At 60.5% G+C, this 26,898-nt stretch carries 19 protein-coding genes and 1 pseudogene; 13 read left to right on the top strand and 7 right to left on the bottom strand.

All coding sequences use genetic code 11. From position 1 onward, the window contains the following. Positions 1-98: 98 nt before the first annotated feature. The 4 genes from C493_RS19235 (at position 99) to C493_RS19225 (ending at position 1,824) form a co-directional block, all read left to right on the top strand. Positions 99-326 (top strand): hypothetical protein, encoded by a 228-nt coding sequence (locus C493_RS19235; RefSeq protein ID WP_007261164.1) that lies wholly within the window; start codon positions 99-101, stop codon positions 324-326. A gap of 175 nt (positions 327-501) precedes the next feature. Then, on the top strand, positions 502-861 hold the full coding sequence (locus C493_RS23955; RefSeq protein WP_241430924.1) for a hypothetical protein: 360 nt from the start codon (positions 502-504) through the stop codon (positions 859-861). A gap of 328 nt (positions 862-1,189) precedes the next feature. Further along, a complete protein-coding gene (locus C493_RS19230; RefSeq protein WP_007261163.1) occupies positions 1,190-1,417 on the top strand; it encodes a DUF7557 family protein in 228 nt (75 codons plus the stop codon). Continuing rightward, the gene (locus tag C493_RS19225; RefSeq protein ID WP_007261162.1) at positions 1,414-1,824 is read left to right on the top strand and encodes a PIN domain-containing protein; all 411 of its coding nucleotides are present in this window, start codon (positions 1,414-1,416) and stop codon (positions 1,822-1,824) included. The genes C493_RS19230 and C493_RS19225 overlap by 4 nt, the downstream gene beginning before the upstream one ends. Before the next feature lie 214 nt (positions 1,825-2,038). Here C493_RS19225 and C493_RS19220 read toward each other — a convergent pair whose 3' ends face one another. From C493_RS19220 to C493_RS19200, 5 genes are all read right to left on the bottom strand, one after another. After that, on the bottom strand, positions 2,039-3,259 hold the full coding sequence (locus C493_RS19220; RefSeq protein WP_007261161.1) for an MFS transporter: 1,221 nt from the start codon (positions 3,257-3,259) through the stop codon (positions 2,039-2,041). A gap of 183 nt (positions 3,260-3,442) precedes the next feature. Continuing rightward, a complete protein-coding gene (ggt, locus tag C493_RS19215) occupies positions 3,443-5,032 on the bottom strand; it encodes a gamma-glutamyltransferase (protein WP_007261160.1) in 1,590 nt (529 codons plus the stop codon). A gap of 190 nt (positions 5,033-5,222) precedes the next feature. Continuing rightward, on the bottom strand, positions 5,223-5,405 hold the full coding sequence (locus C493_RS19210) for a hypothetical protein (protein WP_007261159.1): 183 nt from the start codon (positions 5,403-5,405) through the stop codon (positions 5,223-5,225). Then, positions 5,406-7,106, bottom strand: coding sequence for an L-lactate permease (locus tag C493_RS19205; RefSeq protein WP_007261158.1), 1,701 nt, complete (start codon positions 7,104-7,106; stop codon positions 5,406-5,408). Positions 7,107-7,775: 669 nt separating this feature from the next. Further along, the gene (locus C493_RS19200; protein WP_007261157.1) at positions 7,776-8,618 is read right to left on the bottom strand and encodes a universal stress protein; all 843 of its coding nucleotides are present in this window, start codon (positions 8,616-8,618) and stop codon (positions 7,776-7,778) included. A gap of 551 nt (positions 8,619-9,169) precedes the next feature. Between C493_RS19200 and C493_RS19195 the strand changes: the two genes are divergently transcribed. After that, positions 9,170-9,556 (top strand): helix-turn-helix domain-containing protein, encoded by a 387-nt coding sequence (locus C493_RS19195; RefSeq protein ID WP_007261156.1) that lies wholly within the window; start codon positions 9,170-9,172, stop codon positions 9,554-9,556. A gap of 193 nt (positions 9,557-9,749) precedes the next feature. After that, a complete protein-coding gene (locus C493_RS19190) occupies positions 9,750-10,385 on the top strand; it encodes a vitamin K epoxide reductase family protein (RefSeq protein WP_049889509.1) in 636 nt (211 codons plus the stop codon). Between the two features lie 241 nt (positions 10,386-10,626). Here the strand turns inward: C493_RS19190 and C493_RS19185 are convergent, their stop codons facing one another. Then, positions 10,627-10,905: a PadR family transcriptional regulator gene (locus tag C493_RS19185; RefSeq protein WP_007261154.1), complete on the bottom strand. Its 279-nt coding sequence runs from the start codon at positions 10,903-10,905 to the stop codon at positions 10,627-10,629. Positions 10,906-11,276: 371 nt separating this feature from the next. On the opposite strand from C493_RS19185, the gene C493_RS19180 reads away from it, so the two are divergent. Next, positions 11,277-11,663 (top strand): CopG family ribbon-helix-helix protein, encoded by a 387-nt coding sequence (locus tag C493_RS19180; protein ID WP_007261153.1) that lies wholly within the window; start codon positions 11,277-11,279, stop codon positions 11,661-11,663. Between the two features lie 18 nt (positions 11,664-11,681). Here the strand turns inward: C493_RS19180 and C493_RS19175 are convergent, their stop codons facing one another. Further along, entirely contained in the window at positions 11,682-12,815 is a 1,134-nt protein-coding gene (locus C493_RS19175) for a hybrid sensor histidine kinase/response regulator (protein WP_007261152.1), read from the bottom strand. A 94-nt stretch (positions 12,816-12,909) separates the two neighbouring features. On the opposite strand from C493_RS19175, the gene C493_RS19170 reads away from it, so the two are divergent. The 6 genes and pseudogenes from C493_RS19170 to C493_RS19145 form a co-directional block, all read left to right on the top strand. Continuing rightward, on the top strand, positions 12,910-13,719 hold the full coding sequence (locus tag C493_RS19170) for a winged helix-turn-helix transcriptional regulator (RefSeq protein WP_083912456.1): 810 nt from the start codon (positions 12,910-12,912) through the stop codon (positions 13,717-13,719). Positions 13,720-13,977: 258 nt separating this feature from the next. Then, a complete protein-coding gene (locus tag C493_RS19165) occupies positions 13,978-22,836 on the top strand; it encodes a right-handed parallel beta-helix repeat-containing protein (protein WP_007261150.1) in 8,859 nt (2,952 codons plus the stop codon). A gap of 90 nt (positions 22,837-22,926) precedes the next feature. Then, on the top strand, positions 22,927-25,038 hold the full coding sequence (locus C493_RS19160) for a sensor histidine kinase (RefSeq protein ID WP_007261149.1): 2,112 nt from the start codon (positions 22,927-22,929) through the stop codon (positions 25,036-25,038). 152 nt (positions 25,039-25,190) lie between these two features. After that, positions 25,191-25,391, top strand: coding sequence for a hypothetical protein (locus tag C493_RS19155; protein WP_007261148.1), 201 nt, complete (start codon positions 25,191-25,193; stop codon positions 25,389-25,391). A gap of 153 nt (positions 25,392-25,544) precedes the next feature. Beyond that, positions 25,545-25,892, top strand: a complete 348-nt coding sequence (locus C493_RS19150) for a DUF7344 domain-containing protein (RefSeq protein WP_049889507.1) — start codon at positions 25,545-25,547, stop codon at positions 25,890-25,892. Positions 25,893-26,250: 358 nt separating this feature from the next. Further along, positions 26,251-26,857: pseudogene (locus tag C493_RS19145) on the top strand (IS630 family transposase); the annotation flags it as partial. Positions 26,858-26,898 lie beyond the last annotated feature (41 nt).

The raw sequence follows: 26,898 nt of genomic DNA, 5'->3' as shown, positions 1-26,898 counted from the left end.
TCGTGAGAGTCCTGAACGGTAGTACTACATCCCTGACGATGTGTATTGACAAGTTAGGACACGTTATAACATATATCGCCCTCCCGTCGAACGTCAACGTGAGCGAACTCGCTCGCGTCGGCCTGGTCGAAATGCTTCGACAGTCATTAGATGAACAGGACAAGATCGCGGTGTACGAACGATACAGCCGCGGTGATATCGGTGAGGACGTGGCCCGAATCCACCTCGGTGAGAAACTCGATAAGATGGAAGAAGAGAAAGAGTCGTTCGAGGCGGCTATGGAGCGAGACACGTCTGAATTCCTGACGGACAGAGATGGCGAGTGACACTCGCCACGCGATACTGACCGGTACGAGTTCCTTGATCGCAGTTGCGAGCACCACTCAGTGGGAACGACTGAAAGACGCGATCCATCTTACAACGACAAACGTCTGCAGGCACGAACTTTAAAATCACGTCAGCTCGAACAAATATCCGCCTGAGGGCAGCCGTGAGCACTACTTGAAGCAAGGAAGCTACTGTGTTCTTGAACAGCTAGACGAGGATTCGTCGCCGTGGTCGTGCGTAACTGTCGTTCCCCGCCCGCATGGACCAGACGCAGGCGAGCAATCGCTCGAGCAAGAACTTACTGAGCATGCTTCTTCGGATCAGATCGTAACGATTCTTGACTCAGCTTCGACACGGTCAATTCGGCGTCTCATTGACGATAACGCGTACGACATTGACGTTGTCGGACCACCGTATCTCCTCTACATCCTACTTGACAACGACCTCATCTCAAAGCCTGAATTCTGCGAGGCAACCGTGGAGATGATTCAGACAGAAGGGTGGACCGGGTACGAGGTTGTGAAGAACGCGTGAACTAGTATCCCCGCCGATTGTTCCGAAATCCTTGACGGTGAATATGATGATGCTCTTCCACCAACCTGATCCGACAAATCGTGTCCATCTGACCATTCCGTAACTTCGCTGTTGACCGATAGCTGGATCCGCACCTGGTTGATTATTGTATCTCCAAACATGTGCGATTATGGCCAATGGGTCCTATCTGTGCAGTTCTCTCATGAAACTAGTGATCATCAGTGGTGTCTTCTATGTATGTCACAGTTTGATTAAATGATATTATTCTAGATTGTAAATCATTGAAACAACGGCCACTCTTATCAAGAGTGCATGCGTTAGTGCATGCATGAGCACTTCAATTCGGCTATCGGACGAGGCAAAGTCGCGCCTGGACATCTTCAAACGGGAGGGGGAGAGCTACGACGACGTAATCTTCCGACTCACGTCGACTGACAAGTGGAGTGGGTTCGGAATCGCATCAGGGGATCCTGAGGAGTCTCGAGAGGGCATGGATGAGATTCGAGATGGACTGCGCGGACGGATGGATCAGCACGTCGAGGAAATGGACCAGTGACATTAATCATCCTCGACAATAATCTTCTGAGCGATTATCTCAACGGAACAGTCGACGCCAGAGAGTTCCTCGAGGAGCACGATCGAGATCGGTGGGGAATCTCATCTATCGTACTATTCGAGGCGCTCATGGGCTCACTCTACGGATATATAGATGCCACCCCGGACGAGATTAACCACGCAATCGCGACGTCAATGGATGTCTTCACAACGACACAGCGGACTGCAATCGAAGCTCATGACTTGCAATCTAAACTCCACGATCGAGGAGCACCAGTCGATCAGCTCGATGCACTAATCGCTGCCTCTGCCCTAGAACATGGTGGGAGGTTTGCGACAGCTGAGAAGCAGTTCTGGATGGATGATGTCCAGGAAGTACTACCTGTAGAGGAGTACAATCCGCACTGAGTGTAGCTTTAACGCTGAATCACTACAACAACTATTTATCTTTAGCTACCTGTGATTTTCTATCGCCGAGATCCCGAAGTACCATCGCCAGAACGGTCCAAAGCAACAGAAATAGTCGTTCTACTCTCTTTTCACACTCTTACCCCCTCCGTACGAGAATTGTCACGGACAAGTGAACTCGAATGGGTGCGGGATTTCTGTATCCCGTCCCGAGTTACCGCGGGGGCTTGAGAAAGAAGCCGACAATGCCTGCAGCAAGCGCCAGAATCCCACCGAGAAGGAAGGTGACGTCCCAGCCGAGAACGCCGACGAGCCAGCCGACAACGCCCCCACCAAATACACCTCCCCACATCTTGCCGGAGTAGACGATAGAGTAGTTAGTTGAGGAGTGTTTGCTCCCGTAGTAGTCCCCAACGAGGCTGGGAAACAGCGAAAACTGGGAGCTCCAGAAAAAGACAGCGATGGTGACCATGAGGATATAACCGATCCCGGATTCAACTCCCGCGAAGAGGACAATTGCCATCGTCGCGAGGCCACAGACGGTAAACGACACCGCTGCGACCCACTCTCGAGAGTAGTAGTCGGATACTCCTCCTACGACGAGTCGACCGCCAGCGGACGCTATCGGGAGCAGAGTCGCTGCCACAGTCACTGCCGTCGCAGTGAGTTCCGCTTGTTCAGCATAGAGGACCACTCGAGCGGTGATCATGAGGCCAGCGGCGCTCACTGCAAAGAACATGAAATACATCAGCGCAAACTGCTTGGTCCTGATCATCTGCTGCCACGTGTAAGAACGTACGCCGCCGTCCGAGGCAGTCGTTGTTCCGTCGGAGTCCCTCTCACTGAGGGAATCCCCCTCGGCGTTCGTCGACGGTTGATCGGTGCTGGAACACTGTCCGTACGCCTGCTTGTTAAATTCTTTTGGCGGGTCATTGAGAGCAACGGCGCCGACGATTATGCCAATCCCGATCAGCATTCCCATATTCGAGAGGGCGTTCGCGAGCGTCCCGTCTGCGACGGCAATCCGGATGTAGGGTACGAACGCTGCACTGCCCGCTGCGAACGCCATCGTTCCGATGCCGGTCGTCAAGCCACGCTTATCGGGGAACCACTTGACTGCCGTGTTCACCGACACCGTATAGACCATCCCGACGCCCACAGCACCGAGGAAGTACGCGACGTAGACGTGCCACACTGCGGTTACAAAGGAGAGGGCATAGTATCCCACACCGGCAAGGAGACCTGCGACGACGATTACTGCCCGTGGCCCGTAGCGGTCTCGCCACCATCCCGCTGGAAACTGTACGAGCGCCATCACGACGACATAGACGGTGAAGACGAACCCGAGTGCCGACAGCGAGACCTCTAACTGGTTCGCAAGTGGGCCCTCAATCGATGCCCAGACGTACTGGTACGGACTGACAAGAGCCATCATGACGGCGGCAGCGGCGATCTGCCACCAACGTGAGTAGCCAAGTATTTCATGTGCTTTCGCACCGAAATCGTCTGTTGATTCAGTCACGGGCCACTCCCCTCTGGTGTGACTATCCGTGCTATTCGTCTGCGATACCGCTCTAATTTTGTCGACATCTGCATAGCTATCATTGGTGGATCAATTTCAGTATCCGATCGCTGCACCGTCGCTACGCGGATCCGACCCGCCTTCAAGTGAGCCATCGTCGTGACGGCGAATCGCTGCTGCGTGCCCCATTGTGTCGTCGTAGTTCCGCCCCATCGCCACGGGGTGACCCCGCTTCTCGAGACCGGTAACAACGGGGTCCGGGATTCGACCCTCGAGCGTCAGTGAACGCGACGCTTCACCCCACGTGCGGCCGAACAGCCACCGGGGTGCTTCGATTGCCTGCTGGACATCGTATTCGAAATCGAGGAGGCGGGTGACGAGCGCCGCCTGTGTCTGGGGTTGCCCCTCGCCGCCCATCGTGCCGTAGACGAGTCGTGGATCGCCTTCTTCGGTCAACATCGCCGGAGTGAGCGTATGGAACGTCCGCTTGCGGGGCTCGAGTCGGTTGATGTGATTCGGATCGAGCGAGAAGAACGAGCCCCGGTTTTGTGGGATAATTCCCGTATCGCCCGCGATCACGCCGCTTCCAAAGTCATAGTAAATTGACTGGATGAGCGATACTGCCAGCCCATCCGAATCGACGACGGATAAATAACACGTATCACCGCCGGCGTCCTCCGAAACAGGCTGAGTAGTCTCGGGAGCGATTCCAGGTTCAAGGTCGGCCGGCAACGTATCTTCACGTCCGATCAACGCCCGTCGGTCTTCGAGATACGATGACGACAGCAGCGTCTCTGCCGGAAGTTGGATACTATCGGGATCGGTTATCCATGCGTCCCGATCGGCGAAGGCGACTTTGACCGCTTCTGCGAGATGGTGGTAGTAGTCGACCGTGCCGTCACCCCAACTTTCGACGTCAAAACCATCGAGTAATCCGAGGATCTGGAGTGCGGCGAGTCCCTGGCTGTTTGGTGGGAGAGAGTGGGCAGTACAGTTTCCGTACTCGATATCAAGGGGAGTCACCCACTCAGCGCTGTACTCGCTGAAGTCCGTTGCAGTGAGCGGTGATTCCTCATCGAGACTCGTACAGAACTCTATAGCTAGCTGACCATCGTAGAATCCATCCCGTGCACCGCCATGGGCAATTCGTTCGAGCGAGGCCGCCAGTGCCGGCTGACGGAGAGTCGCGCCGACAGTAGGTGCGTCGCCGTTCGAGAGGAAAGTCGCTGCTGCGCGTGGATCGTCTGCGAGCACGTCCCGGTCGAGCGCAATCCAGCGAGCGAGATTGGCAGTCACTGCGACGCCCTCTCGAGCGTGCTGAATAGCGTCCTCGAACAGTCGCTCCCAGGAGAGGCTACCATACTCCTCGTGGGCGAGCCGCCAGCCGTCGATGGCGCCCGGAACAGTAAGTGCAGATTCACTCCCTCGGTCCGGAATCGACTCGAGACCGCGGTCGCGGTAGGACGCTCGCGTCGCGTTCGCAGCTGCCGGACCGCTGGCATTGATTCCGGTGACGTTGTTACCGTCCGCGAGCAGCCAGAATCCGTCGCCACCGAGACCAGCCATGTGTGGATACGCGACACACAGGGTTGCGTTGGCCGCGATGGCCGCGTCGACAGCAGAGCCTCCAGATCGAAGCACATCGAGCCCGGTGCTACTCGCAAGCGTATGCGGCGTCGTAATCATCGCTCGTTTCGCCCTTGTCGGCGGTCGTCCGCTACTTCGATATTCGTGCATTGATATAGGCCTCTATATCTACTTCGTTGGGTATTGGGGTTGTTTGGACCATATTGTGTATGTTTTCTCGGCTATAGTTGACGATTGCTCATTGAAGTGGGCAATATAAATAGCTCAATCTCAGCGAAACATTTGCCAGTCAGGAAGACGCTGGCGACTGGTCGACGTACCGCAGGACGATGGGGATCGTACACGCGGCCAGCAGTGCGACGAATCCGATCGATGTCAGCGACTCCGCCCCGTTCGTCGACCCGTAGCTAACCAGCGGCAAGGAAATGGCAATCAGGAGGAACGCCGAGGTGAAGGCCTTCACGTCATCCATCTAGACCACCCCCAGGAACCCGATGGTCGTCGCCAAAACGATCAGAACCCCTGTGATGGCACACACGCCTGCCACCCACGGGATTACCTTTCGGAGAACGTCACCTTCTCGGCCGACGATCCCGACAGCCGTTGTACCAAGGATAACATTCGCCGGTGAGATTGCGTTTCCAATAGCACCGCCGGCGGTTTGGCCGGCGAGGATCCACGAACCACTCGTGCCCAGCGATTGAGCCGTCTCGAGTTGGAGTCCACCGAACAGGATGTTCGATGCAGTGTTACTCGAGGTCATGAACGCCCCCAGTGCGCCGATGAGCGGAGAGAGTACCCCATAGCTCTCGGCAGTTGCGACCGTCGCCACTCCCTGTGCCAGAACGGTTACCTGTCCGCTGTAGTCCATTACGAGCGCCATGACGAGGAATCCGACGACGGCAACAGAGGCGGGTAGTGCCGATCGGAGGACGGTGGTTGTGAACCCATCCTTCGACCCTACATCGTCGGCGGTTGCGTAGTGGCCAGTGTACCGAAAGACGGCGTACGCGACGAGCGAACTGACCAGCAGGAAGGTACCGGGATAGTTCAGTACCGCGATCCCGTCTGAAGCGCTCAGGGCGTCAGTCTCGACCCCTAACCCGGTTTCGACTCCCGGAAGTGGGACCACGATTTGGATCGTTTCAAGAGCCTCGCTGAGCGGATCCAAGATACCGGTGACGAACGCGATGACGGCGAGTACCGCGAACGGCAGTGCAGCGAGTTTCAGGCTCATTAGGTCGTCAGCCTTTAACTCTCCTTTGAGGTCTACAGACGCGGCCGCCGTCCCGCCGTCAGCTACCGCGGGGGGTTGCCCTTTGTCGTCCATGTCGGTGACACTTTCTTTCATTGCTGGACGACTGTCGACAGCATCGAACTGAGCCGCGTACCGTGGGAGTCGAGAGAGTGGAGCAAGTGTGAGCATCGCGAGGGTCGCCGCGAAGAAGTTCGCGAACGCCGGCTCCCAGAAGTAAATACCCAGGAGTTGGCCGCCGCCGTGAACCAACGAGATTACAGTAACCATCGGAATTGCGTGCCTAACCGCGGTCCTGCGGCCGTAGATGTACGCAATCGTCAGGCCGGCAATGACGTTGACGACCCAGAGCAACAGTCCGGTGCTAAGTGCCGTCAGCAGCACGTCCTGTATGTCAACGACCCCTTCGAGTGTCACCCAGGCGACGCCGAGGGTGCCGAAAGTGTTTGCCCAGGCATGTCCGATCAGCGGAATCGCAACAGCGTACACTGGTTTGACGCCGAGAGCAAGCAGGATCGGTGCTACGACTACGATTGGCGTCCCGAATCCGGTGATTGACTGCATGAACGAGACGAACACCCAGCCGGCTGCGAGCACGAGGAATAGCTCGTTCTCGGTGAAGGATTTGACCTGTTCGCGAAGCGCATCGAATCCATTTGCTCGATCAATGACGTGATAGAAGATTAGTGACGGAATGATGATATATAGGATGGCAACGGCCTCCCAGACGCCAACCGCACTCGCTACTGCCAAACCGGAGAGATCCATCTCGTACACTCCAAAAGCGACCAGCAGGGCCGCGAACATCCCGACCGACGCGGCCTCGTGGGCTTTCCACCGGAACGCGACAAGGGTGATCATCAACAGCGCGAGAGGTATCGCTGCGGCAGCCCAGTAGAGCGGGTCAATGGGTGGCATTCGGAATCACCCCTGACGAACCAACCGATTTTCTTTTGACTCTACTATCGCGATTATTGCTACAACCGTCCAACAAAGTTGCCAATTGTGTGACCATATATGGTCTATCCCAATCAAATTCGCGAAGAACACTAATACGTTGATTAGTATGAATGGATGTTATCTAGAACCGTAATACAATACCTTTTGTTTTGGACAATCCGACCCAAACTGGTTCTATAATCGAATATATTCAACCACGTGCCGGAAGCACACTCTAATATAACTGGCGAAATCATTCTCGATGCCTAGTTATCTCCTGTACTCTGGTCGAGATTCGGGATGTTCGCTCGATTATGTGGTGTGTGAATAGATTAGATCAGAACAGACAAACGTCCAGTTCTTGGTCGAAGGAGAGCCAACAGAAGTTGACAACCGAGTATCAATGTACTTCAAGCCTGAGTCGCTGGGAAAACTCCTCCCGGACTATCCAATTCGGTCTAGTATCACTAACTATGCACTCGAGACGCAGAAACCAACATCCTGTCAGTTGACCACCAATCCACTACGCGGTCCTGACAGTATCCTGTATTCGGCATCCTCTCCAGAAGCTTCTGACTACCTTGGGGAGTGACGACGTCTCCCCATTCCCTGCTTAGTAGTAACACACCTCCCCAACCGAACCAGGACCTACATCGCCTGCGACGGCGGCACGAGCATCACGTTCCCGTTCGCTCGAGCGACAAGATCCTCGGAGACGCTGCCGAGCAGGAGCCGGCGAAGCCGACTGTGGCCGCGCGAGCCGACGAGGATCGTCGTCGGATCGACGGCGTCTTCGACGGCGAGGATTTCGTCGGCGGGATCGCCCTGCCGGATCTCGGTTCGCGTCTCGATCCCCCATTCCTCGAGTTGCGCGGCCAGCTCCGCCAGCCGCGATTCGGGATCGTCGTCGCCGGGCTCCGGATCCTTCGGCGTCTCGACGTGGACGAGCGTCGCCTCCCGGGTCGCGTGTCGCAGGTACGAGAACGTCTCGAACGCGCGCTCGGCGTTTTCGGAGAAGTCCGTCGCGTACAGCATTCGTTGGAAGAGGTGCTGTCTCACGACGGTGGGGTCGTCGGCCTCGCGCTCGATTCGGTTGACCAGCAGCGGCGTCTCGGACGTCCGCGCGAGGTTGCGCGCCGTCGAGCCGATGACGCGGTTCTCGAGCGGGCTCTTCCCGCGCGAGCCGACGACCGTGAGACTCGCGCCGATCGTTTCGGCGATGCCCCGGATTCGACGGTGGGGCGTTCCGCGGACGACGTGCGTCTCGACGTCGAAGCCGGTGCGTTCGATGACGCGCTCGTAGTTTTTGATCGCCTTTCGGCGTCGTTTTTCGAAGTCGATCCCGGGCATGCCCGCGTGGACGTTCGACGGGATGACCGTCACGAGGTGCATCTCCTCGACGCCGATTCGACCCAGACACTCGAGGCAGGTTTCGTTCTCGATGGTCGCTTCGCTGGCGGCCGAGAGATCAGTCGCGAGTACCGCTTTCATACCTGCCGTAGGTACCGACGGCATAATATTGTTTGGGTTGGCCAATACAATACACATGCTGCGGACTGCGCGAGCGCCGTCGTGGTCGGTCGGATCGCAAACGCGACGGGACGATTTGCATGCGACCGAACTCGAGAATACAGCAGTCCGTCCGTTCTAACCTGCGATCGGTGGCGCCGGCCGGTGCCATCTTCGCGCGAATGCGTCGACCCAGGCTGGCGACGGACGTCTCGACTGATCGCCGCTGTCGCGTGTCCGTTTGAAGTCGACGAACCGATAGCTGAGAGTTCGAAGCGGCCCCGCGGACTTCGCCGATGGAACGTTCGCCGACCGCAACACGATGACTCGCCGCGTCCTGTAGCCAGCGAAAGGGTTTCCGCGATGACCGCCGCGTTCTCCGGTAATTAGGTGCACAGTGGCGGTCAGTTGCGACTCCCGTTCTCAGTCGGGCCGACGCCATCGCATACACCTATCAGCCAATATATTTGTGCTTGTATTGTACAATACCAGAAATACTTATTGCGGTTCGATACCTCCATTCACGTACGACTATGGTATCGTCGGTCACCGACCAGTTAACACAGGAAATGGCGTGTGAGGAGTTACTCGAGTGCTTGCACGGCCTCAAGTCGCTCGACAGGGAGTGTTACGACGCGATCGTCGCGAGCGAGACGCCGCTGACGGTCGACGACGTCGCCGATCGAATCGGCCGCGAGCGATCGACCGCGTATCGATCGATCCAGCGACTGCTCGAGCACGGACTCCTCGAGAAGGGACAGATCAACTACGAGCAAGGCGGGTACTACCACGTCTACTATCCGGCTGATCCCGAGCGGATCGCACGCGATATGCAGCGGGTGCTCAACGACTGGTACGCCACGATGGGCCAGCTGATCCACGAGTTCGAGGCGACGTACGACCGCGTCGACGAACGCTAACCGCGCCCGAACCGAACCGTCGCTCGAGACTGCTTGCAGCCGGCTTCTAACGCCGACTTTCGGACACAGTTCTCGCGGATTGCCAGTCGCTGAACCTGGCGAAAACGCAGTCTCAGACTCTCCCTGAACCGTTTGCATGGTTTTGGGCATTCAGCACAATACTTATGTAGGTGGGGCCGCAACACAATATTGTATGTCAACCGAAACACTGGGTCGCATGTCGTTCGATTACGAATGGGAGTACTCACCGCGAGTGTCCACGCTGTTTGGCGTGTTCGCGCTCGTGACGATACTCGGCTGGCTCGTCACTGTCGCTCTGACGGCGATACACCTCTTTGCAATCCCTGCAATACCAGCTGATGCACCAGTCCAGGGGAGTATCGAAGTCATCACCAGTCCGTGGGCCTACGTCCTCGGCATTCCGCTGGCGACGCTCGGTGGGTTCTACTACCTGACGACGCTCGGGTTGACCCTCTGGTGGTTCGATACGCGTCACCCGCTGCTCATCAAGATCCTCACCCCGATCACGGCGAGCGGCGTGGTCTTCTCGAGCTACTTCGTCTACCTGCAGCTGGGCGTCATCGGGGAGATCTGTCCGTTCTGTATGATGTCCGCGGCGGCGACGGTCATCCTGTTCGCCCTCGAACTGATGATCCTCCGCAAGAGCACGATGCCGTCGCTGTCCAGCATGGGCGGTGACCTCGGTCGCATCCTCGGGCAGACGAACTACCCGGCCGTCGTCCTCCCGATCCTCATGGGACTGGTCACGATCGGCGCGCTGTTCATCGTGCCGCTCCTGCCGCTCCCGGACGCGGTTCAGTTCGTCTAATTCCCATTCGATCTCTGTGGCGAGTTCACCAGTGCAGTGAACACACTCCTCATCTCTCGTAGCGCGCAGTCACGGCTTCGACCGTGACGTGAGAACAGTCGTCGTTTTACCCGGTTACACAGCTACTGGAACCACACTCGACGAAATCGAGCGACCGACAAGGTTGCCTAGCGGTACCGTCGGCTACCGAACACACCGGTACCCGCTACCGAAACCGATGGTCTGGGCGCCAGAAACGGTCTTACTCGAGGTCGACGTACTGGTTTTCCCAGTCGCGACGCGCTTCGAGTTCGCGTCGCCCGCGAGCCGTAACCGAGTAGACGTTCGTCCGTCGGTCCTTTTCCGCTTTCTCGACGAGTCCTTTGTCGACGAGTTCGTCGAGGTTCGGGTAGAGGCGACCGTGGTGAATCTCTTTCTCGTAGTAGTTCTCGAGTTCTTCTTTGATCGCCAGTCCGTGCGGTTCTTCTTGCCCCGAAATGACGTAGAGCAAGTCTCGCTGGAATCCAGTCAGGTCGTACATACGAGCTAGGTTTCGGAGCAGACATATAAATTTTCGTCTATATGGTTCGGCGGTCGCTCGAGCAATAGTTCAGGGAGTCTGTGCGCGTTGCTCCGCTCATTTAGCAGATACTAAATACTGGCATTTTGCGAGGATTTCAATGATGTGTGGATATCGCGTACATCTCCACGTTCACACTGTCTGCCACGTCGCCCGCTGGCGATCCGTCGTGCCGTCGAGTGCGCGTTGGAACTGTCCGCGTCCGCAGGTGACGGCGTCGAATCGAGACCTCGGTCTCGAGAAACGAACGGTTCGTTCTGTGGGTACTACCCGTTCGAACTCGAGCCGAGAGACCGTAATCGTCATTCGCCCGCGCACCGAACCGAGGGCAGATGCGAACCAGTCTCAATATTCCTGACGACCTCCTCGAGGAGTTCGATCGAACGTGGCAAGCCGAAGGGTTCGATTCCCGCTCGCGGGCCGTCCGAGAGGCGATGCAGGAATACATCGAGGCCCACACCCGTCTCGAGACCGTTTCGGGAGAGGTGATCGCCGCGCTCGCGTTCGACTACCAACACGAGCGCGTGATCCGTGACCTCCACGACGTCCAACACGACTTTCAGGACGTCATCACGACGACGAGTCACACTCACGAGGGTAACTGGTGTCTGGAGACCGTCTTCTGTCGCGGCGAGGCAGCCCGCGTTCGCGATCTGGTCTACCGGCTCCGGGACTTCGACGCCGTCGGCCGTGTCAACGTGCTCCTCCTCCGGTCGTAATCCTCATTCTGCATTCGCTCACGTCGCTCGTCTCGAGGTCGGGCTCCCTTCGCGGCTGAAGGCGACTGTGACTGACGTTCCGCACGGGTCGTTGTCGTCGACCTCGAGGGTGCCACCCATCGACTCGAGCAGGGTCGTCACCAGGTACAGCCCGACGCCCATTCCCGATCGGGTGTCGAACCGAGCGTCCGGATCGACGAGCGCCCGCTTCTGTGCGTCGGGAATGCCGACGCCGTCGTCGACGATTTCGACCGTCGCTTCCTCGGGGGTCGTCTCGACGGTCACCGTCACCTGCGGCGTCGGTCGCTCCGAGTGGTCGACGGCGTTCACGAGGAGGTGTTCGAACACTGCGCCGAGCATCGGCGATGCAGAGACGATCACCGGACCGTCGCCGGCATCGCCCCGCGCGAGCGTGACATCGACGTCCCGTTTCCGGCGGAGCGTCGTCACTTCCGTCTCGAGTACGGCGTACAGATCACACGGTTCGCGGTTCGGGCCGTCGGTCGAGATAACGTCGATCACTTCCGCCGCGGTGTCGGTGAGTTCGACGGCGTGTCGTGCCGCATCCAGTAACGTCTCGACCGCGCGCTCGTCGGCCGGACTGTCGGCGTTTTGCAGTTGATCGCCCAGTCCGACGATCATGCTCAGGTCGTTTCTGATGTCCTGTCTGACGATCTGGTTCAACACCGCGAGTCGATGGTTTCGGTCGACTAGCCGCCGTTGGTTTCGCGAGCGCTCGATCGCGTACCTGACCGTGCGCAAGATCGTCTCGCCGGTAACGCTCCCCTTGGACAGGTACTCCTGGGCACCGCGCTGGATCGCCTCGACGCCGACTTCCGTTTCGTTCTGGCCGGTCAACACGACGATCGGAACGTCCGGGGCGTATTCGACCACCCGCTCGATCGTCTCGAGGCCACGGCTATCGGGGAGCATGAGGTCGAGGAGGATCACGTCGACCGCGGCCGTCTCGAGGTGCTCGAGCGCGGCCGCGAGTCGGTCGACGTGGCGAATCGCCGTGATTTCGATCGGGCTGTCCGCTCTCTCACGATCGAGCGTCGATTGTCGCTCGCGTATCAACCGCTCGACAAACCGCGCGTCGTCGTGGTTGTCCTCGACGAGTAGCAGTCTGGTACCCGTTTCGGTGGTTGCCATTGTTTTCGTTTCCCCCGTGGACTTGCGGCGACCGTCGACGCCGGTGACCGTACGTGTGGTCAACAGTTATATTATCGCACCGGAAACGGCGGGTATGACTCGTCGCGACGATGGTCTCCCGGCCGACGATCGAATCGCGCTCGACGCGCTCTCCGTGTTCTCGAAGAAGTGGCATCCGGTCGTCGTTCTCACCCTCAGCCGGTACGGCCCGCTGGGTTTTAACGACCTCCTCGAGGAACTTCCCGAGATCTCGAGCAAGGTGCTGTCGGATACCCTCGATGGGGTTCGTGACGTCGGTCTCGTCGAGCGCCGCGTCGTGAGCGACTCCCCGCTTCGGGTGGAGTACGAGCTGACGGACGCCGGAGCGGACGTCATCCCGATTTTCGACTCGTTAGGGGACTGGGGAACGCGCCACCTCGAGTCGGAGTCGCCGACGGTTCTGCTCGCCGATTCCGACCGACGACTCGCCGAACTGTACGGCGACTGGCTCGCCGACCGATATTCCGTCGTCCGAGCCCACACCGGCGACGAGCTCGAGCGCTCTCTCGACGAGGGGGTCGACGTCGTGTTCGTCGACGACGGGCTGCCCGGTGTCGATCTCGAGGCCACCCTCAACGTCGTCGGGTCGCTGTCCCGAACGATCCTCGTCGTCGGTGACCGTCCGGCCGTGGAACTGCTCGAGCGCTCCTGTGACGACGTCCTCCAGAAGCCGGTCGTTCGTGAAACGATCCTCGAGGCGGTCGAAACCCAACTGCGCCGGCAGGGTGAGTCCGCCGACCAGCGCGCTCGAGCGGCCCTGGCAGCGAAGCTGTCGTTCCTCGAGTCGGTGTACCCTCGCGAGCGGCTGGCGACGAGCGACACGTACCGCCGGGGCCGGGATCGACTCGCCGAATTCGAAGCGTAGCCGTCGAAACCTCGCGAACCTGCCGGACACGCGTCGTCCCCGCTCGTCTTCGCGGGAGTCGAGTGAGTATCCTGGCGCAGTGCGCAGCAGCGGTGTGTTGCGAGTCGTCTGCCCTCTTTTCGGCCGTTCGCTCGGTGTGCTACTGGCCACGTTCCAGCGGTCGGCCCGCGTTCTCGGAGATTGGTTACCTCGAGGTAACCCCCTTGGTTACCGACGCGTTCCCTGACACATTATATAATATAACTGGTCATTCAGAATATGATTTATGACGAACCGAGTGTATGGGGGCGAAAACAGGCGCTCGCAACGATCGTTTCGATACTACTGATCGTTTCGCTGGTGGCCCCGATCGGGGTCGCAGCCGACTCGTCGGTCGACGCCGAGACGTCGGATTCGGTGGCGAAGTCTCACGATTCGATCGACCAGCCGTCCGTCGAACAGACGAGTTTCGATGCCGATGCCGATGTCGACGCCGATGCTGACGAATCAGAACGCTCCGTGGAGAGGACACACGACCGTGAAACTACCCCCTCGGACGATACCGGCGAGTCGGTAAGCGAGTGCAGGCTGATCGACGCGTCCGGTACGTACGCGCTTTCCGAACCCCTATCCGGCAACGAGACCTGTCTCGAGATCTCCGCAGACGACGTTACGCTCGACGGGAACGACTTCAGCGTTTCCGGAGACGGAACTGGTTCTGCGGTGGTCGTCACCGGTTCGAACGTTACGGTCGAGAACGTGAACGTCGACGACTGGCAGACGGGAATCGAACTCGGCGAGGGCGCCGCCGACGTGACGGTCAGGAACTCGGCGTTCTTCGCGTTCGAAACCGGCGTGGCCCTCGAGGAGGAGGGGAGTTTCGGCGACGTCGAACTCACCGGAAACGAGTTCGTCTCGGACGAAACCGCCGACGCCAGCGCGGTCTCGATTACTTTCGGGCCCGACGATACCGTCGACTTCGGGGCGCTCGAGATTTCGAACAACGCGATCGCGGTCGAGGGGTACGGCCTCTGGATCGGCGGTCACGATCTCGAATTCGATTCGATCACGGTCGCTGACAACGAGATCGACGGGGGCTACGGTATCGAATGGTATGGTCTATTCACCGTCGACGGAACAGTGTCGGTCGCTAGAAATGCCGTCTCGAATACCGAGTACGGAATCTGGATCGAATCGCCCGACCCATCGACGTCCGAGGCGAGCGAAATGCCCGCTCCGTCCACGTTCGGGGCGGTCGAATTTCACGAAAACGTCGTGACGGCGAGTGACTCTACACCGTCACCCGGCTATTACGGTATCGACGTTATCGCGTCCGAGTCGACGTTCGAGGCGGTCGAATTCCACGAAAACGTCGTGACGGCGAACGAGGGGGCAGAGCGGTCGTACGGTATTTCGCTATACAGCTATGGAGACGCTTCGTCCGTCGAACGGGTTTCGATGACGGACAACACCGTCGACTATAACGGATACGGTCTCGGCGTCAGCTCGTGGGAGAGCGAAATTGCCGACATCGAGATCTCCGGGAACGTGGTGAACACCCAGGGGTTAGGCACGTGGGTCGAACTCGAGCACGTCCCGACGGGCGCGGAAACGGTCTCGATCACCGACAACCAGGTCACCGCTGCCGACGGTACCGCTCTCAGAATCGACACCGACGAGGGTGCCTCGTTCGACGAGTTCGACGTCTCCTCGAACCTGCTCACGGACAGTGCGTACGGTCTCTTCATTTACGAGAGTACGGCGACCGAGTCGATCACCGTCCGTAGCAACGATTTCGATGGAAACAGCGAGTTCGGCCTCGCGTACGACGGTGACGGAACCGTCGACGCCGTCGACAACTGGTGGGGTGCCGAGAACGGACCCGGCGGTACCGTGGCAGATCCGGAGACGAAGACGACCGCTAGCGGTGACGGCGACAACGTCAGCGAGAACGTCCTGTTCGATCCGTGGCTCGAGTCGCCGCAGTTCGAATCCGATCCCGGCCCCGACGACCCGCCGGACGAGGGCGACGATGAGGGAGACGAGGACGAGACCGAGAGCGGCCCCGAGGTCGTCGACGCGTTCCTGAGCGACGACCGGATCGAGGTCGGCGAGACCGTGACCGTCTCCGCCGTCGTACAGGCGGGCGAGGAAGCCGGCACGGTCGATCTATCGGTGCTGTTGGGCGAGTTACCGCTGTACGAGGTGTTCGACTTTCGCATCGATGGACCGGCGGCAGACGGACCAGTCCCCGTGACCGTCGAAGCCAACGAGACGAAGACCGTCGAACTCGAGATCGCGGTTCACGACCCGATGGGACCGTATCCGATCTTCGTCGACGAAGCGTTCGCTGGCGAACTGAAGGTCGTCAGCGATGATGAACCGGGTCCCGAACCGCCACAGCAACTCATCATCGACGAACCGGGCGTCTACAATCTTGAGGACCTCCTCGAAACCGGCGAGCCGCCGATCGTCATCAGCGCCGACGACGTCACGCTCGAAGGAAACGGGATGACACTTACGGGTGAACACGACTGGCCGGCTATCGTCGCCGGTCCCATGACTGATGGTGAGCTCAGCGGCGACCCTGGTTCAGTTGCGTCCATCGAAAACGTCACCGTTCGAGACCTGACGATCGAGAACGCGGAGTACGGCGTTCTGTTCGGTGACGTCGACGACGGCCTGATCGAAGACGTCACGGTAACCAACGCGAGCGAGATCGGCATCGGGCTGGGCGGTGTCACCGAGAGTACCGTCAGGCACACCGAACTACGTGACAACCGGTACGGCGTCGTTCTGGACGCATCGAACAGCAATACGCTGGAGAACAACACCGTCGTCGGCGCCGCGGACGACGGGTTCGTCCTGGCCGGCGGCTCGAGCGAGAACGCGCTCGTCGCCAACACCGTGACGGACGATGGGCGTTCGCCCGGCGGCTCCGGCTTCTACGTCGAGGGCGCGGACAACGTCCTCGAGGACAATCTCGCGGACGGGCTGTATTCGGACGGCTTCAGTATCAGCGGCGTCGGAAACACCCTCGAGAACAACACGGCCCGGGACAGCGGTCGCGATGGATTCCGATTCGTCGAGGTGACCGGCACCGTCGTTACGAACGCCACGGCGACCGGAAGCGATACGCACGGGATTCACGTCTTGGCCAGCTTCGGAAACGAGTTCGAGGGGGGTACCGCGTCCGACAACGGCGGTTGGGACGTCTACTTCTCGTCGGGATCCGACGAGAACACCGTGTCGGCGCTCACCGTCGGCGAGTCGGCCGCCGAAACGACGGTGAGCGCCGACGGACGCAACGTCGGCATTACGGGCGCAGCGGACGTCGAAGCCGCTCCAGAGGGGATGCTCTCACTCGGCACCTACTTCGTTGCGAGCGACGAGGAGGCGGGCGGATCGCTCACCGTCGAACTACAGTACGACGACAGCTATCTCGGCGAGATCGACGCGGAGACGCTTTCGATGTGGCGTTACGACGCTGCCACGGCGGCGTGGTCTCCCGTCGATTCCTCCGGAGTCGACGTCGACGACCAGGTCGTCACCGCCACCCTCGAATCGTTTTCGACGTTCGGCGTGTTCGGCGAGGCCGATCAGGGGGACGATCAAGAGCCGGACCCCGATCCGGAGCCGGAACCGGATCCAGAGCCAGACCCCGACCCCGCATCGTTCGACGTCACGAGCGTAACCGTGTCGACGCCGGCGGTCGCCGGTGGCACGCTCGAGGTGACGGCGCTGGTCGAAAATACGGGCGAAGAGGACGACGAACAGACGCTCGAGCTACTCGCCGACGGCGAGGTGGTCGATTCGACCCCCGTCTCACTGGCCGCTGGCGATGACAAAACGGTGGTCTTCGAGTGGTCCACGAACTCGAGCGACGCGGGCGAGTCGGTCGCGCTGGAGGTGCGAAGCGACGACGACGAAACGACGACGACGGTCGCGCTCGAGGAAGCCGCGAGCGACGACGTCGTGGTCTACGGGGCGACCGTCGATCGGAGTGAGGTACTGATCGGCGAGACCGTCACCGTTTCCGGCGATCTATTAAACGGTGGTGATGCCGAGGGAACGAAAACGGTGGCGCTCGAGGTCGACGGTGAGGCCGTCGACGAGACGGCTGTTAGCGTTCCACCGGGGATCGACAGAAACGGTGTGACGCTGGAGTGGACGCCTGCGCTCGACGATCTGCCGGCGGACGAAGACGGTATGGAGGTCACTCTCTCGCTCAACGGCCTTCTGGTCGAGACCGTGACGGTCGAACACCAGTTCACTGATATTCAGGTCATCGCCGCGTCCACCGAGGAGCTAGAACTCGTCGAGGGTGCGCACACGTACGTCACCGGGAGCATCTATCAGGCCGGCACCGTCGCCGGCCCGCAGGACATTGCGCTCACCGCCACGCACCAAGAGACCGGCGAAACGCACACGGTCGACACCGTCGAAACAGCGCTCGAGCCGGGCTTTTACCACCTGGGTGCGCTCAAGGTCTCGTTCGAACCCGATCAGCCGGGGACGTACGACCTCGAGTTAGGCGACCGAAACGCCGGCACCGTCGAAGTCGTGGAAGCCGTTTCCGACATCACCGTCATCGCCGCATCGCCGTCGGAGATCGAACTGGTCGAAGGCGAGCACGCCTCCGTCACCGGGAGCATCTACCAGGCCGGCAACATCGACGGTCCCGAGGAAATCGAGCTCACCGCCACGAACACCGAGACCAACGAAACCGAGGTCGTCGGAACCCAGGAGGACGTGGAGCTCGAGCCGGGCTTTTACCACCTCGGCGCGCTCAACATCTCATTCGAGCCCGAGCCGGGCACCTACGACCTCGAACTCGGTGACCGAGACGCCGGCACGATCGAGGTCGAACCCGCGGGATCGGACATCCAGGTGATCGCCGCCGGCGTCTCCGCAGTCGAGGCGGTCGAAGGTGACGAGCTCTCCGTCACCGGGAGCATCTACCAGGCCGGCAACATCGACGGCCCGGAGACGATTGAACTCACGGCCACGAACATCGAGACCAACGAGACCGAGGTCGTCGGAACTCAGGCGGACGTGACGCTCGAGCCGGGATTCTACCACCTGGGGGCGCTCAACGTCTCGTTTACGGCCGAACCGGGTACCTACGACCTCGCGCTCGGCGACCGAGACGCCGGGACGGTCGAGATCGAACCCGCCGAATCGGACATCCAGGTGATCGCCGCTGCCGTCTCCGAAGTCGAGGCGATCGAGGGCGAAGAACTGTCCGTCACCGGAAGCATCTACCAGGCTGGCACTATCGACGGCCCCGAGGAAATCGAACTCACGGCCACGAACGTCGAGACTAACGAAACCGAGGTCGTCGGAACGCAGGACGTGGAGCTCGAGCCCGGCTTTTACCACCTCGGCGCGCTCAACGTCTCGTTCACGGCCGAACCCGGGACTTACGACCTCGCGCTCGGCGACCGACACGCCGGGACGATCGAGGTCGAGCCCGCCGAATCTGACATCCAGGTGATCGCCGCCGGCGTCTCCGCGGTCGAGGCGATTGAGGGCGAAGAACTGTCCGTCACCGGGAGCATCTACCAGGCTGGCAACATCGACGGTCCCGAGACGATCGAACTCACGGCCACGAACGTCGAGACCAACGAGACCGAGGTCGTCGGAATCCGGGAGGACGTGACGCTCGAGTCGGGCTTTTACCACCTGGGGGCGCTCAACGTCTCGTTTACGGCCGAACCGGGTACCTACGACCTCGCGCTCGGCGACAGAGACGCCGGCACGGTCGAGATCGAGCCCGCCGAATCGGACATCACCGTGATCGCTGCCGGCGTCTCCGAGGTCGAAGTCTTACAGGATGAGGTGCTGTCCGTCACCGGAAGCATCTACCAGGCCGGCAACATCGAGGGGCCCGAGACGATCGAACTCACCGCCACGAACACCGAGACTAACGAGACCGAGGTCGTCGGAACCCAGGAGGACGTGACGCTCGAGCCGGGATTCTACCACCTCGGCGCACTCAATATCTCGTTCACGCTCGACGAACCCGGCGATTACGACCTCGAGCTGGGCGACCGCGAGGTCGGAACGATCACCGTCGACGAGGTCGTGACCGACATCCGGGTAATCGGATCGTCGCTCTCGGAAGTGGAGGTCATCGAGGGAGCGCCGGTTCACGTCACCGGGAGCGTCTACCAGAACGGCAGCCACGAAGCGACCGAGACGATCGAGCTCACCGCCACGAACACTGAAACCGGCGAGACCGAGATCGCGGGAAGTCAGGACGTTACCCTCTCACCCGGGTACTATCACCTCGGGGCACTCAACGTGACGTTCGTGCCCGACGAACCCGGGACCTACGACCTCGAGCTCGGCGATCATCACGCCGGGACGGTCGACGTCGAGCCCGCCGAATCTGACATCACCGTAATCGCCGCCGGCGTCTCCGAAGTCGAGGCGGTCGAGGGTGACGAGCTCTCCGTCACCGGGAGCATCTACCAGGCCGGCACGATCGAGGGACCTGAAGAGATCGAACTCACCGCCACGAACACCGAGACCAATGAGACCGAGGTCGTCGGAATCCAGGAGGGCGTGACGCTCGAGCCGGGCTTTTACCACCTGGGGGCGCTCAACGTCTCGTTCACGCCCGACGAACCCGGGATCTACGACCTCGAGCTCGGCGATCATCACGCCGGGACGGTCGACGTCGAGCCCGCTGAATCTGACATCCAGGTGATCGCCGCCGGCGTCTCCGAAGTCGAGGCGATCGAGGGCGACGAGCTCTCCGTCACCGGGAGCATCTACCAGGCCGGCACGATCGAGGGACCCGAGGAGATCGAACTCACCGCCACGAACACCGAGACCAACGAAACCGTGGTCGTCGGTGCTCGGGAGGATGTAACGCTCGAGCCGGGATTCTACCACCTGGGAGCGCTCAACGTCTCGTTCACGCTCGACGAACCGGGCACGTACGACCTCGCGCTCGGCGACAGAGACGCCGGCACGGTCGACGTCGAACCCGCCAAGTCGGACGTTCAGGTGATTGCAGCCGCCGTCTCCGAGGTCGAGGCGGTCGAAGGTGACGAGCTCTCCGTCACCGGAAGCATCTACCAGGCCGGCACGATCGACGGGCCTGAGGAGATCGAACTCACCGCCACGAACACCGAGACCAACGAGACCGAGGTGCTCGGCGGCCAGGACGTGACGCTCGAGCCGGGCTTTTACCACCTGGGGGCGCTCAACGTCTCGTTCACGCCCGACGAACCGGGCACGTACGACCTCGAGCTCGGCGATCGAGACGCCGGGACGCTCGAGGTCGCGTCCGCCGAGTCTGACATCCGGGTGATCGCTGCCGGCGTCTCCGAGATCGAACTGGTCGCGGGACAGGAAGCGTACGTCACCGGCAGCATCTACCAGGCCGGCACCGTCGAGGGACCACAGGAGATTTCGCTCACCGCCACCAGCCAGGAGACGGGCGAGACGCACACGGTCGACACCGTGGAAACAGCGCTCGAGCCGGGCTTTTACCACCTGGGTGCGCTCAACGTCACGTTCCAGCCGGACGAGCCGGGAACGTACGACCTCGAGCTCGGCGACCGACATGCGGGTACCGTCACCGTCACCGAGTCGACAGTCGAGGCGTCGATCGTCGACGTCGTCGGCTACTCCGACCAGTACGACCCCGAAAGCGAGACCGAACGGGTTCACGCGAGCGACGAGGCGAGCGTCGAACTCGAGATCGACGCCGACATCGCCCTGGAGACGGTGACCGTGCTCGTCGACTCGCTCGAGACGACGTACGCGGTACCCGTCGCAGCGACACACGACGGCGGCGACTCCTGGAGCGCCGACATCCCGTTCGCCGACCTCCCCGACGACGGCCGCTACACGGTGTCGGTCGTCGCCGTCGACAAAATGGGAAGCGCTGGCACCGACGAGGCCGACAGGCCGCTCGTGATCGACCGCGAGGAGCCCTCGATGTCCGTCAGCCTCGAGACCGTCGACGAGAACGATGCGACGATCGTCGTCGACAGCGACGAGCCGCTCTCGGCGATGCCCCACGTCGAGGCGACGTTCACCGACGCCGCGGACGGTTCGACGGCCGACGCGACTGTGACGATGTACACCGCCGCGGACAACGACAGCCGCTTTACCGGTCTGCTCGAGTTCGAAGAGACCGGAAACTACTCGGTCGAGGTGACCGGAATCGATCGGGCCGGAAACGCGGCAACGGACACTGCCTCCGTCGTCGTCAACACCGAGTTCACGCTCGGCGATGGCTACATCGTACTCGACGAGTCGGGAACGACGATCGAGTTCGATCTCCTCGAGGAGGCCGAAGACGCGATCAAAGAACAGGACCTGTTCGTCGCGCTCTCGGAGAATTCCGTCGACGCGAACACCGGCGGCGGTGAGATCGGCGTCGGCTTCCTGACGGCCGGGTTCGACGACTACATCGATTACCACCTCGAGCAGGGGACGATCGAGCAGGCGACGATATCGATGGCGATCGACGACGACGAACTCCCCGTCGGAACCGACGCGACGGACGTCGGCATGTACCACTACGACGAGCCCGCGTCGCAGTGGAACCCGGTCGACTCGACGATCGAACAGGTGGGCGGCGACCCGTTCGTCGTCGCTTCGGTCGATCGGTTCTCGACGTACGGTGCGCTGGTGATCGACGACGACGAACCGACGATCGAGCGCGTGACGCCGACCGATGGTGGCACTCTCGAAGCGGAGACGGACGACGTCGACGTTCGGTTCGAGTACGGTGACGAACTCTCGGGGGTCGACGTCGGCTCGGTGACGCTGGCAATCAACGGGGAAGACGTCACGGCGGCCGACGGAACGCAGATCACCGCTACCGAGGCGACGCACGCACTCGAGGTCGAGGCGGGCGAGACCTACACTGCGACCGTAACGGTCTCTGACAGGGCCGAAAACACGGCGACCGACGAGACGACCTTCGAGGTCGCCGACGCTGCCGATGACGAGACGGCGCCCGGCGATACCGACGACCAAGAGGATGGTACCGACGACCGCGACGATGGCGACGAGACCGACGATGCCGATCTGGTTCCCGGCTTCGGTGTTGGACTCTCGCTTCTCGTCATCGCGCTCAGCGTCGTGGTACTCACGCTGCGCCGTCGCTAAGTCGAGTTTCGGGACCGTTCACGACGGGATCTCGAAACCTGTCCGATAACGCGCACAATATATTTCTCTGTACTCTCCATTCACAGAGACGTGACTCAGGAGTTCACGACGGTACACGCGCTGACCCTCGTACTCATCGGACTCCTGAACTTCGCTCTCGCGGTGGTCGTCCTTCGTAGCCGGTCGAAGACCGATATCGTCCCGTTGAGCGCCTTCTTCGGCGGCATCGCGCTGTGGACGATTCCGCAGGGATTCCTGCTTCTCGAGTCGGATCCGACGATCGGGTTCGTCCTCGCGAAAACCGTCGATTCGGGCGCCGTAATCATGTCGACCGGGCTGTTTCACTTCGCGCTCTCGTACGCTGGACGACGCGACTGGCTCTCTCCGCGCCGACTCGGGACGCTCTATTTCATCACTGCTGGGTGGGTCGTCCTGACCTGGACGAACCCAGCCCACGGACTGATGCACGACCCAACGTCGTTTACGGAGGTTCTGCTCCCGGTCGAAGCGTACCAGAATTCGGTCTACTGGCTCTACGTCCTCTACAACTGGGGCCTCTCGGCGGGCGGTATTTACCTGTTCTTCTTCGAGTACCTCGACGCACGAGGGAGCGGGGTTTATCACAAACAGGCGCGGCTGGTCGTGTTAGCCCCGCTGATTCCGGGCCTCGCCAACGTCCTCGCACACAACCAGATAACCGAGATCAACTACTCCGTGTGGGGGTTCGGTCTGACCGGTCTGCTGATCGTGATCGCCCTGTACCGATACCGCTGGCTCGATCTCGTCCCGATCGCTCGTGATACGGTCATCGACGGGATGCGCGACGGATACGTCGTCGTCGACGACGAACGGCGAATCGTCGACTTGAACGCAGCTGCACAGTCGTTTCTGAACGCCGAGAACGCGCTCGGCACGCCGATCGGCGACGTTCTTCCGGAGTGCTCCTCGCTTTTTGTCGGGACGGAGAACGAACTCACGTTCGATAGAAACGGCGCGATCGTCGATGCGAGAGTCTCTGACATCAGCGACGAACGGGCCGACGGAGTCGTCCTGATGCTGCGGGACGTGACCGATCAGCGGAGAGCCGAAAAACGCTTTCAGGCGCTCATCGAGAACGTCTCGGACGTTATCACGGTCGTCGACCAGGACGGTACTATTACGTATACCAGCCCGTCGATCACCAGCGTTCTCGGGTATCGTCCCGATGGCCGCATCGGTGAGTCGCTCTTCGAGTTAATCGACGCCGAGGACCGCGCCGAGGCGATCGACGAATTCCACGCCCTGTGTGACGGTCCGAACTCGGAAACGAGATTCGAGTACCGGGTCCGCCACGCCGACGGATCCCTGGTCGCTCTCGAGGGCGTCGCCGTCGATTTGCTCGATAACGATATCGTCGACGGCGTCGTGATCAACTCCCGCGACGTTACCGCACGAAACGACCGAGAACGCGAACTCGAGCGAACGAACCAGCGACTGGAGGAGTTCGCGGGCGTGATCAGCCACGACCTTCGGACGCCGTTGAGCATCGCGCAAACGTACCTGCGATTCGCCGAAACGTCCTCGGGTCCCGAGGACTTCCAGGCGGTTCGCGACGCTCACAATCGGATGGAACGGATGATCACGAACCTGCTCACGATGGCGCAAACGGGCACGACGTTGACGGATCCGTCGCCGATCGCGCTCGAGTCAGTGGTCGCCGACGCGTGGGACATGACCCAGCGTGCGGACGCGACGCTCGAGTGTACCCTCGATGACGGGTGGACCGTCGTCGGTGATCGCGCCCAGTTGCTCCACGTCTTCGAGAATCTCTTTCACAACAGCCTCGAGCACGGTCCGAGCGACGACCGAAACGGGACGCAGGCGGCTGATGCTGCCGGCGATGAGCGCTGTGCTGTGTCCCCCGACTGCGGTGACTCCTCCATAACTATCCGGGTCAGTCATCTCGATGACGACCCCGACTGTGGGTTCGTCGTCGAAGATGACGGCGTCGGTATCCCCGACGAACAGCGCGAGTTCGTGTTCGAGCGCGGCCACACGACGAGCCGAGATGGTACCGGTTTCGGTCTCGCGATCGTCCACGATGTGATCGAAGCCCACGGCTGGCAGATCGACGTTAGCGAAGGGACCGACGGCGGCGCGCGGTTCGAAATCAGCACCGAACGTTGCGGCTCTCCCGCTCAACCGCAGCGAATCCCGGAATGACCGTCCGGTCACTAAGTTAACTAACCTGTGGGTAAAGAACCATTTCCTGAAATTAGAACTCTACAGGAGACTGGTGCAATTAAAACCCTTTTCGTGATAGATGGGGACAACGTTATCTCCAATCCACGCGTGAAGATACTGAGTATCTCCCTATGAAGCACGCTACTGACGAAACGGATCTCTTCGAAAAAGATCTCAGTGAGTTGATTGCAGCGGCATTCGGCCACGGTGTCGTCGTTGAAGGCGCGTGGCAAGTCACCGTTCCCGTCTCCGGGACACCGACCTGGACGGTGACGATCAAACGAGAGGATCCGACCGGAGAGACGGGCTATACCCCCGAATTTCTCGAGTAATAACCAGTCGAAACCCGTCACTGTTTGATTTTTGAGCACATTCGCGCACAACAAAGGTTATGATGGATGGTCACACATCTGTAGTCGTACTCTGCTGAAGTCGTGACGAGAGACCAGGTTGTGCGCCGAGCGTAGGTATGGTACGGAGACAGCATGAAGCCGCAAACTCGAAACCCACAGACAGGAGAGAGTGACCACTCGGACGTGACCCCGACGACGCTGTTCGCTGCCCTCGCGGCACGACGGCGACAACGGACGCTCCGGTATCTCTCGCAGAAGCCGGCCGCGATCCATATCGGCGACCTGGCCGAGTATATCGCGATCACGGAAGACGAGCCGTCGCACGATCGGTATCAGCGCATCCTCGTCGATCTCTACCACACGCATCTTCCCCACCTGTCCACCGCCGGCCTCGTTTCCTACGACGAGACGACGGAACTGGTTTCGTTGACCGTCGACCGGGACGTCATCGAGCCGTACCTTCGCCTCTTGACCGACTGATACTGCCGGATAGCACGAGTTGACGATCGGTCGCGCGACTGCGGTCGTCGCCGTCGGAGCCGACCGCGAATTCGCGACCGACTGCTCACTGACTGCTGTCCGACAGTATGACGCCTTCGCGGGTGAACGGCAGTCGCCGTTCGATCGGGGAGCCTAACGCCTGACGGGTCTACCTTTGGTACCCCTGACCAAACTCGATTACGGCGAACGCGACTGCTCCTTTTGATAGCTGATCTTCTACGTAGCGCCGCTGTACGAGCGTTAGACCCGTCACAGAGGCCGTCCGCGGGTTTGGCATTGAACGTAGCTCGGTGCCGTCCCGTTACAACTTTTTACTCGAAATGCGTGGCTACGCGTTGTGGACCATCTCGAGGAGATCGCTGTCGAGGAATTGCAAGATGCACTCGATAGCGTAGACGGATCGAAGCCGACACAGCGGCTGTTAGCCGCTATCGCGTACAAAAACGGTATCACGCAGACGGAACTGGCCGAGTGGTACGGCGTTCAACGACGGACGATCTACAACTGGCTCGAGCGACTCGACACCGACGAGCCGCTCGAGCAGGCCGTGACGGATGCTCACCGATCCGGGAGGAAACGAAAGCTCTCGGAAAATCAACAACGAGAGTTCGAAGAGGTACTTCACGAACCTCCCGAGCGGGTTGGGTTCGACGCACCGGCGTGGACGGCAGCGCTTGTCCAACAGTATCTAAACGAGACCTACGACGTCGAGTACTCGCTCCCGAGCTGTCGGCGGTTGCTCAGAGAAGCGGGATTGTGCTATCGAAAACCACGCCGGAAAGCTGCCGATTCGACCGGTGACGAGCGTGACTCGCTCCGAGACGATCGCGAGGGAAGTGCCGGAGGGTGGACGCCGCGGTAGCGGTATCGATCGCTCGAGCAATCCGAAACTCGAGTTGCGTGCTGAGTGGAGTTCGTGTGGCACGCGTTCGTCTGCCGCGATATTCGTATTCGACTGGTGTGATCTGGCTGTATGGACTACCTA

The organism is Natronolimnohabitans innermongolicus JCM 12255, from assembly GCF_000337215.1.
Classification (GTDB): Archaea; Halobacteriota; Halobacteria; order Halobacteriales; family Natrialbaceae; genus Natronolimnohabitans; species Natronolimnohabitans innermongolicus.
Note: the sequence above shows the minus strand (reverse complement) of the source record. Positions and strands in the feature narration are given on the sequence as shown.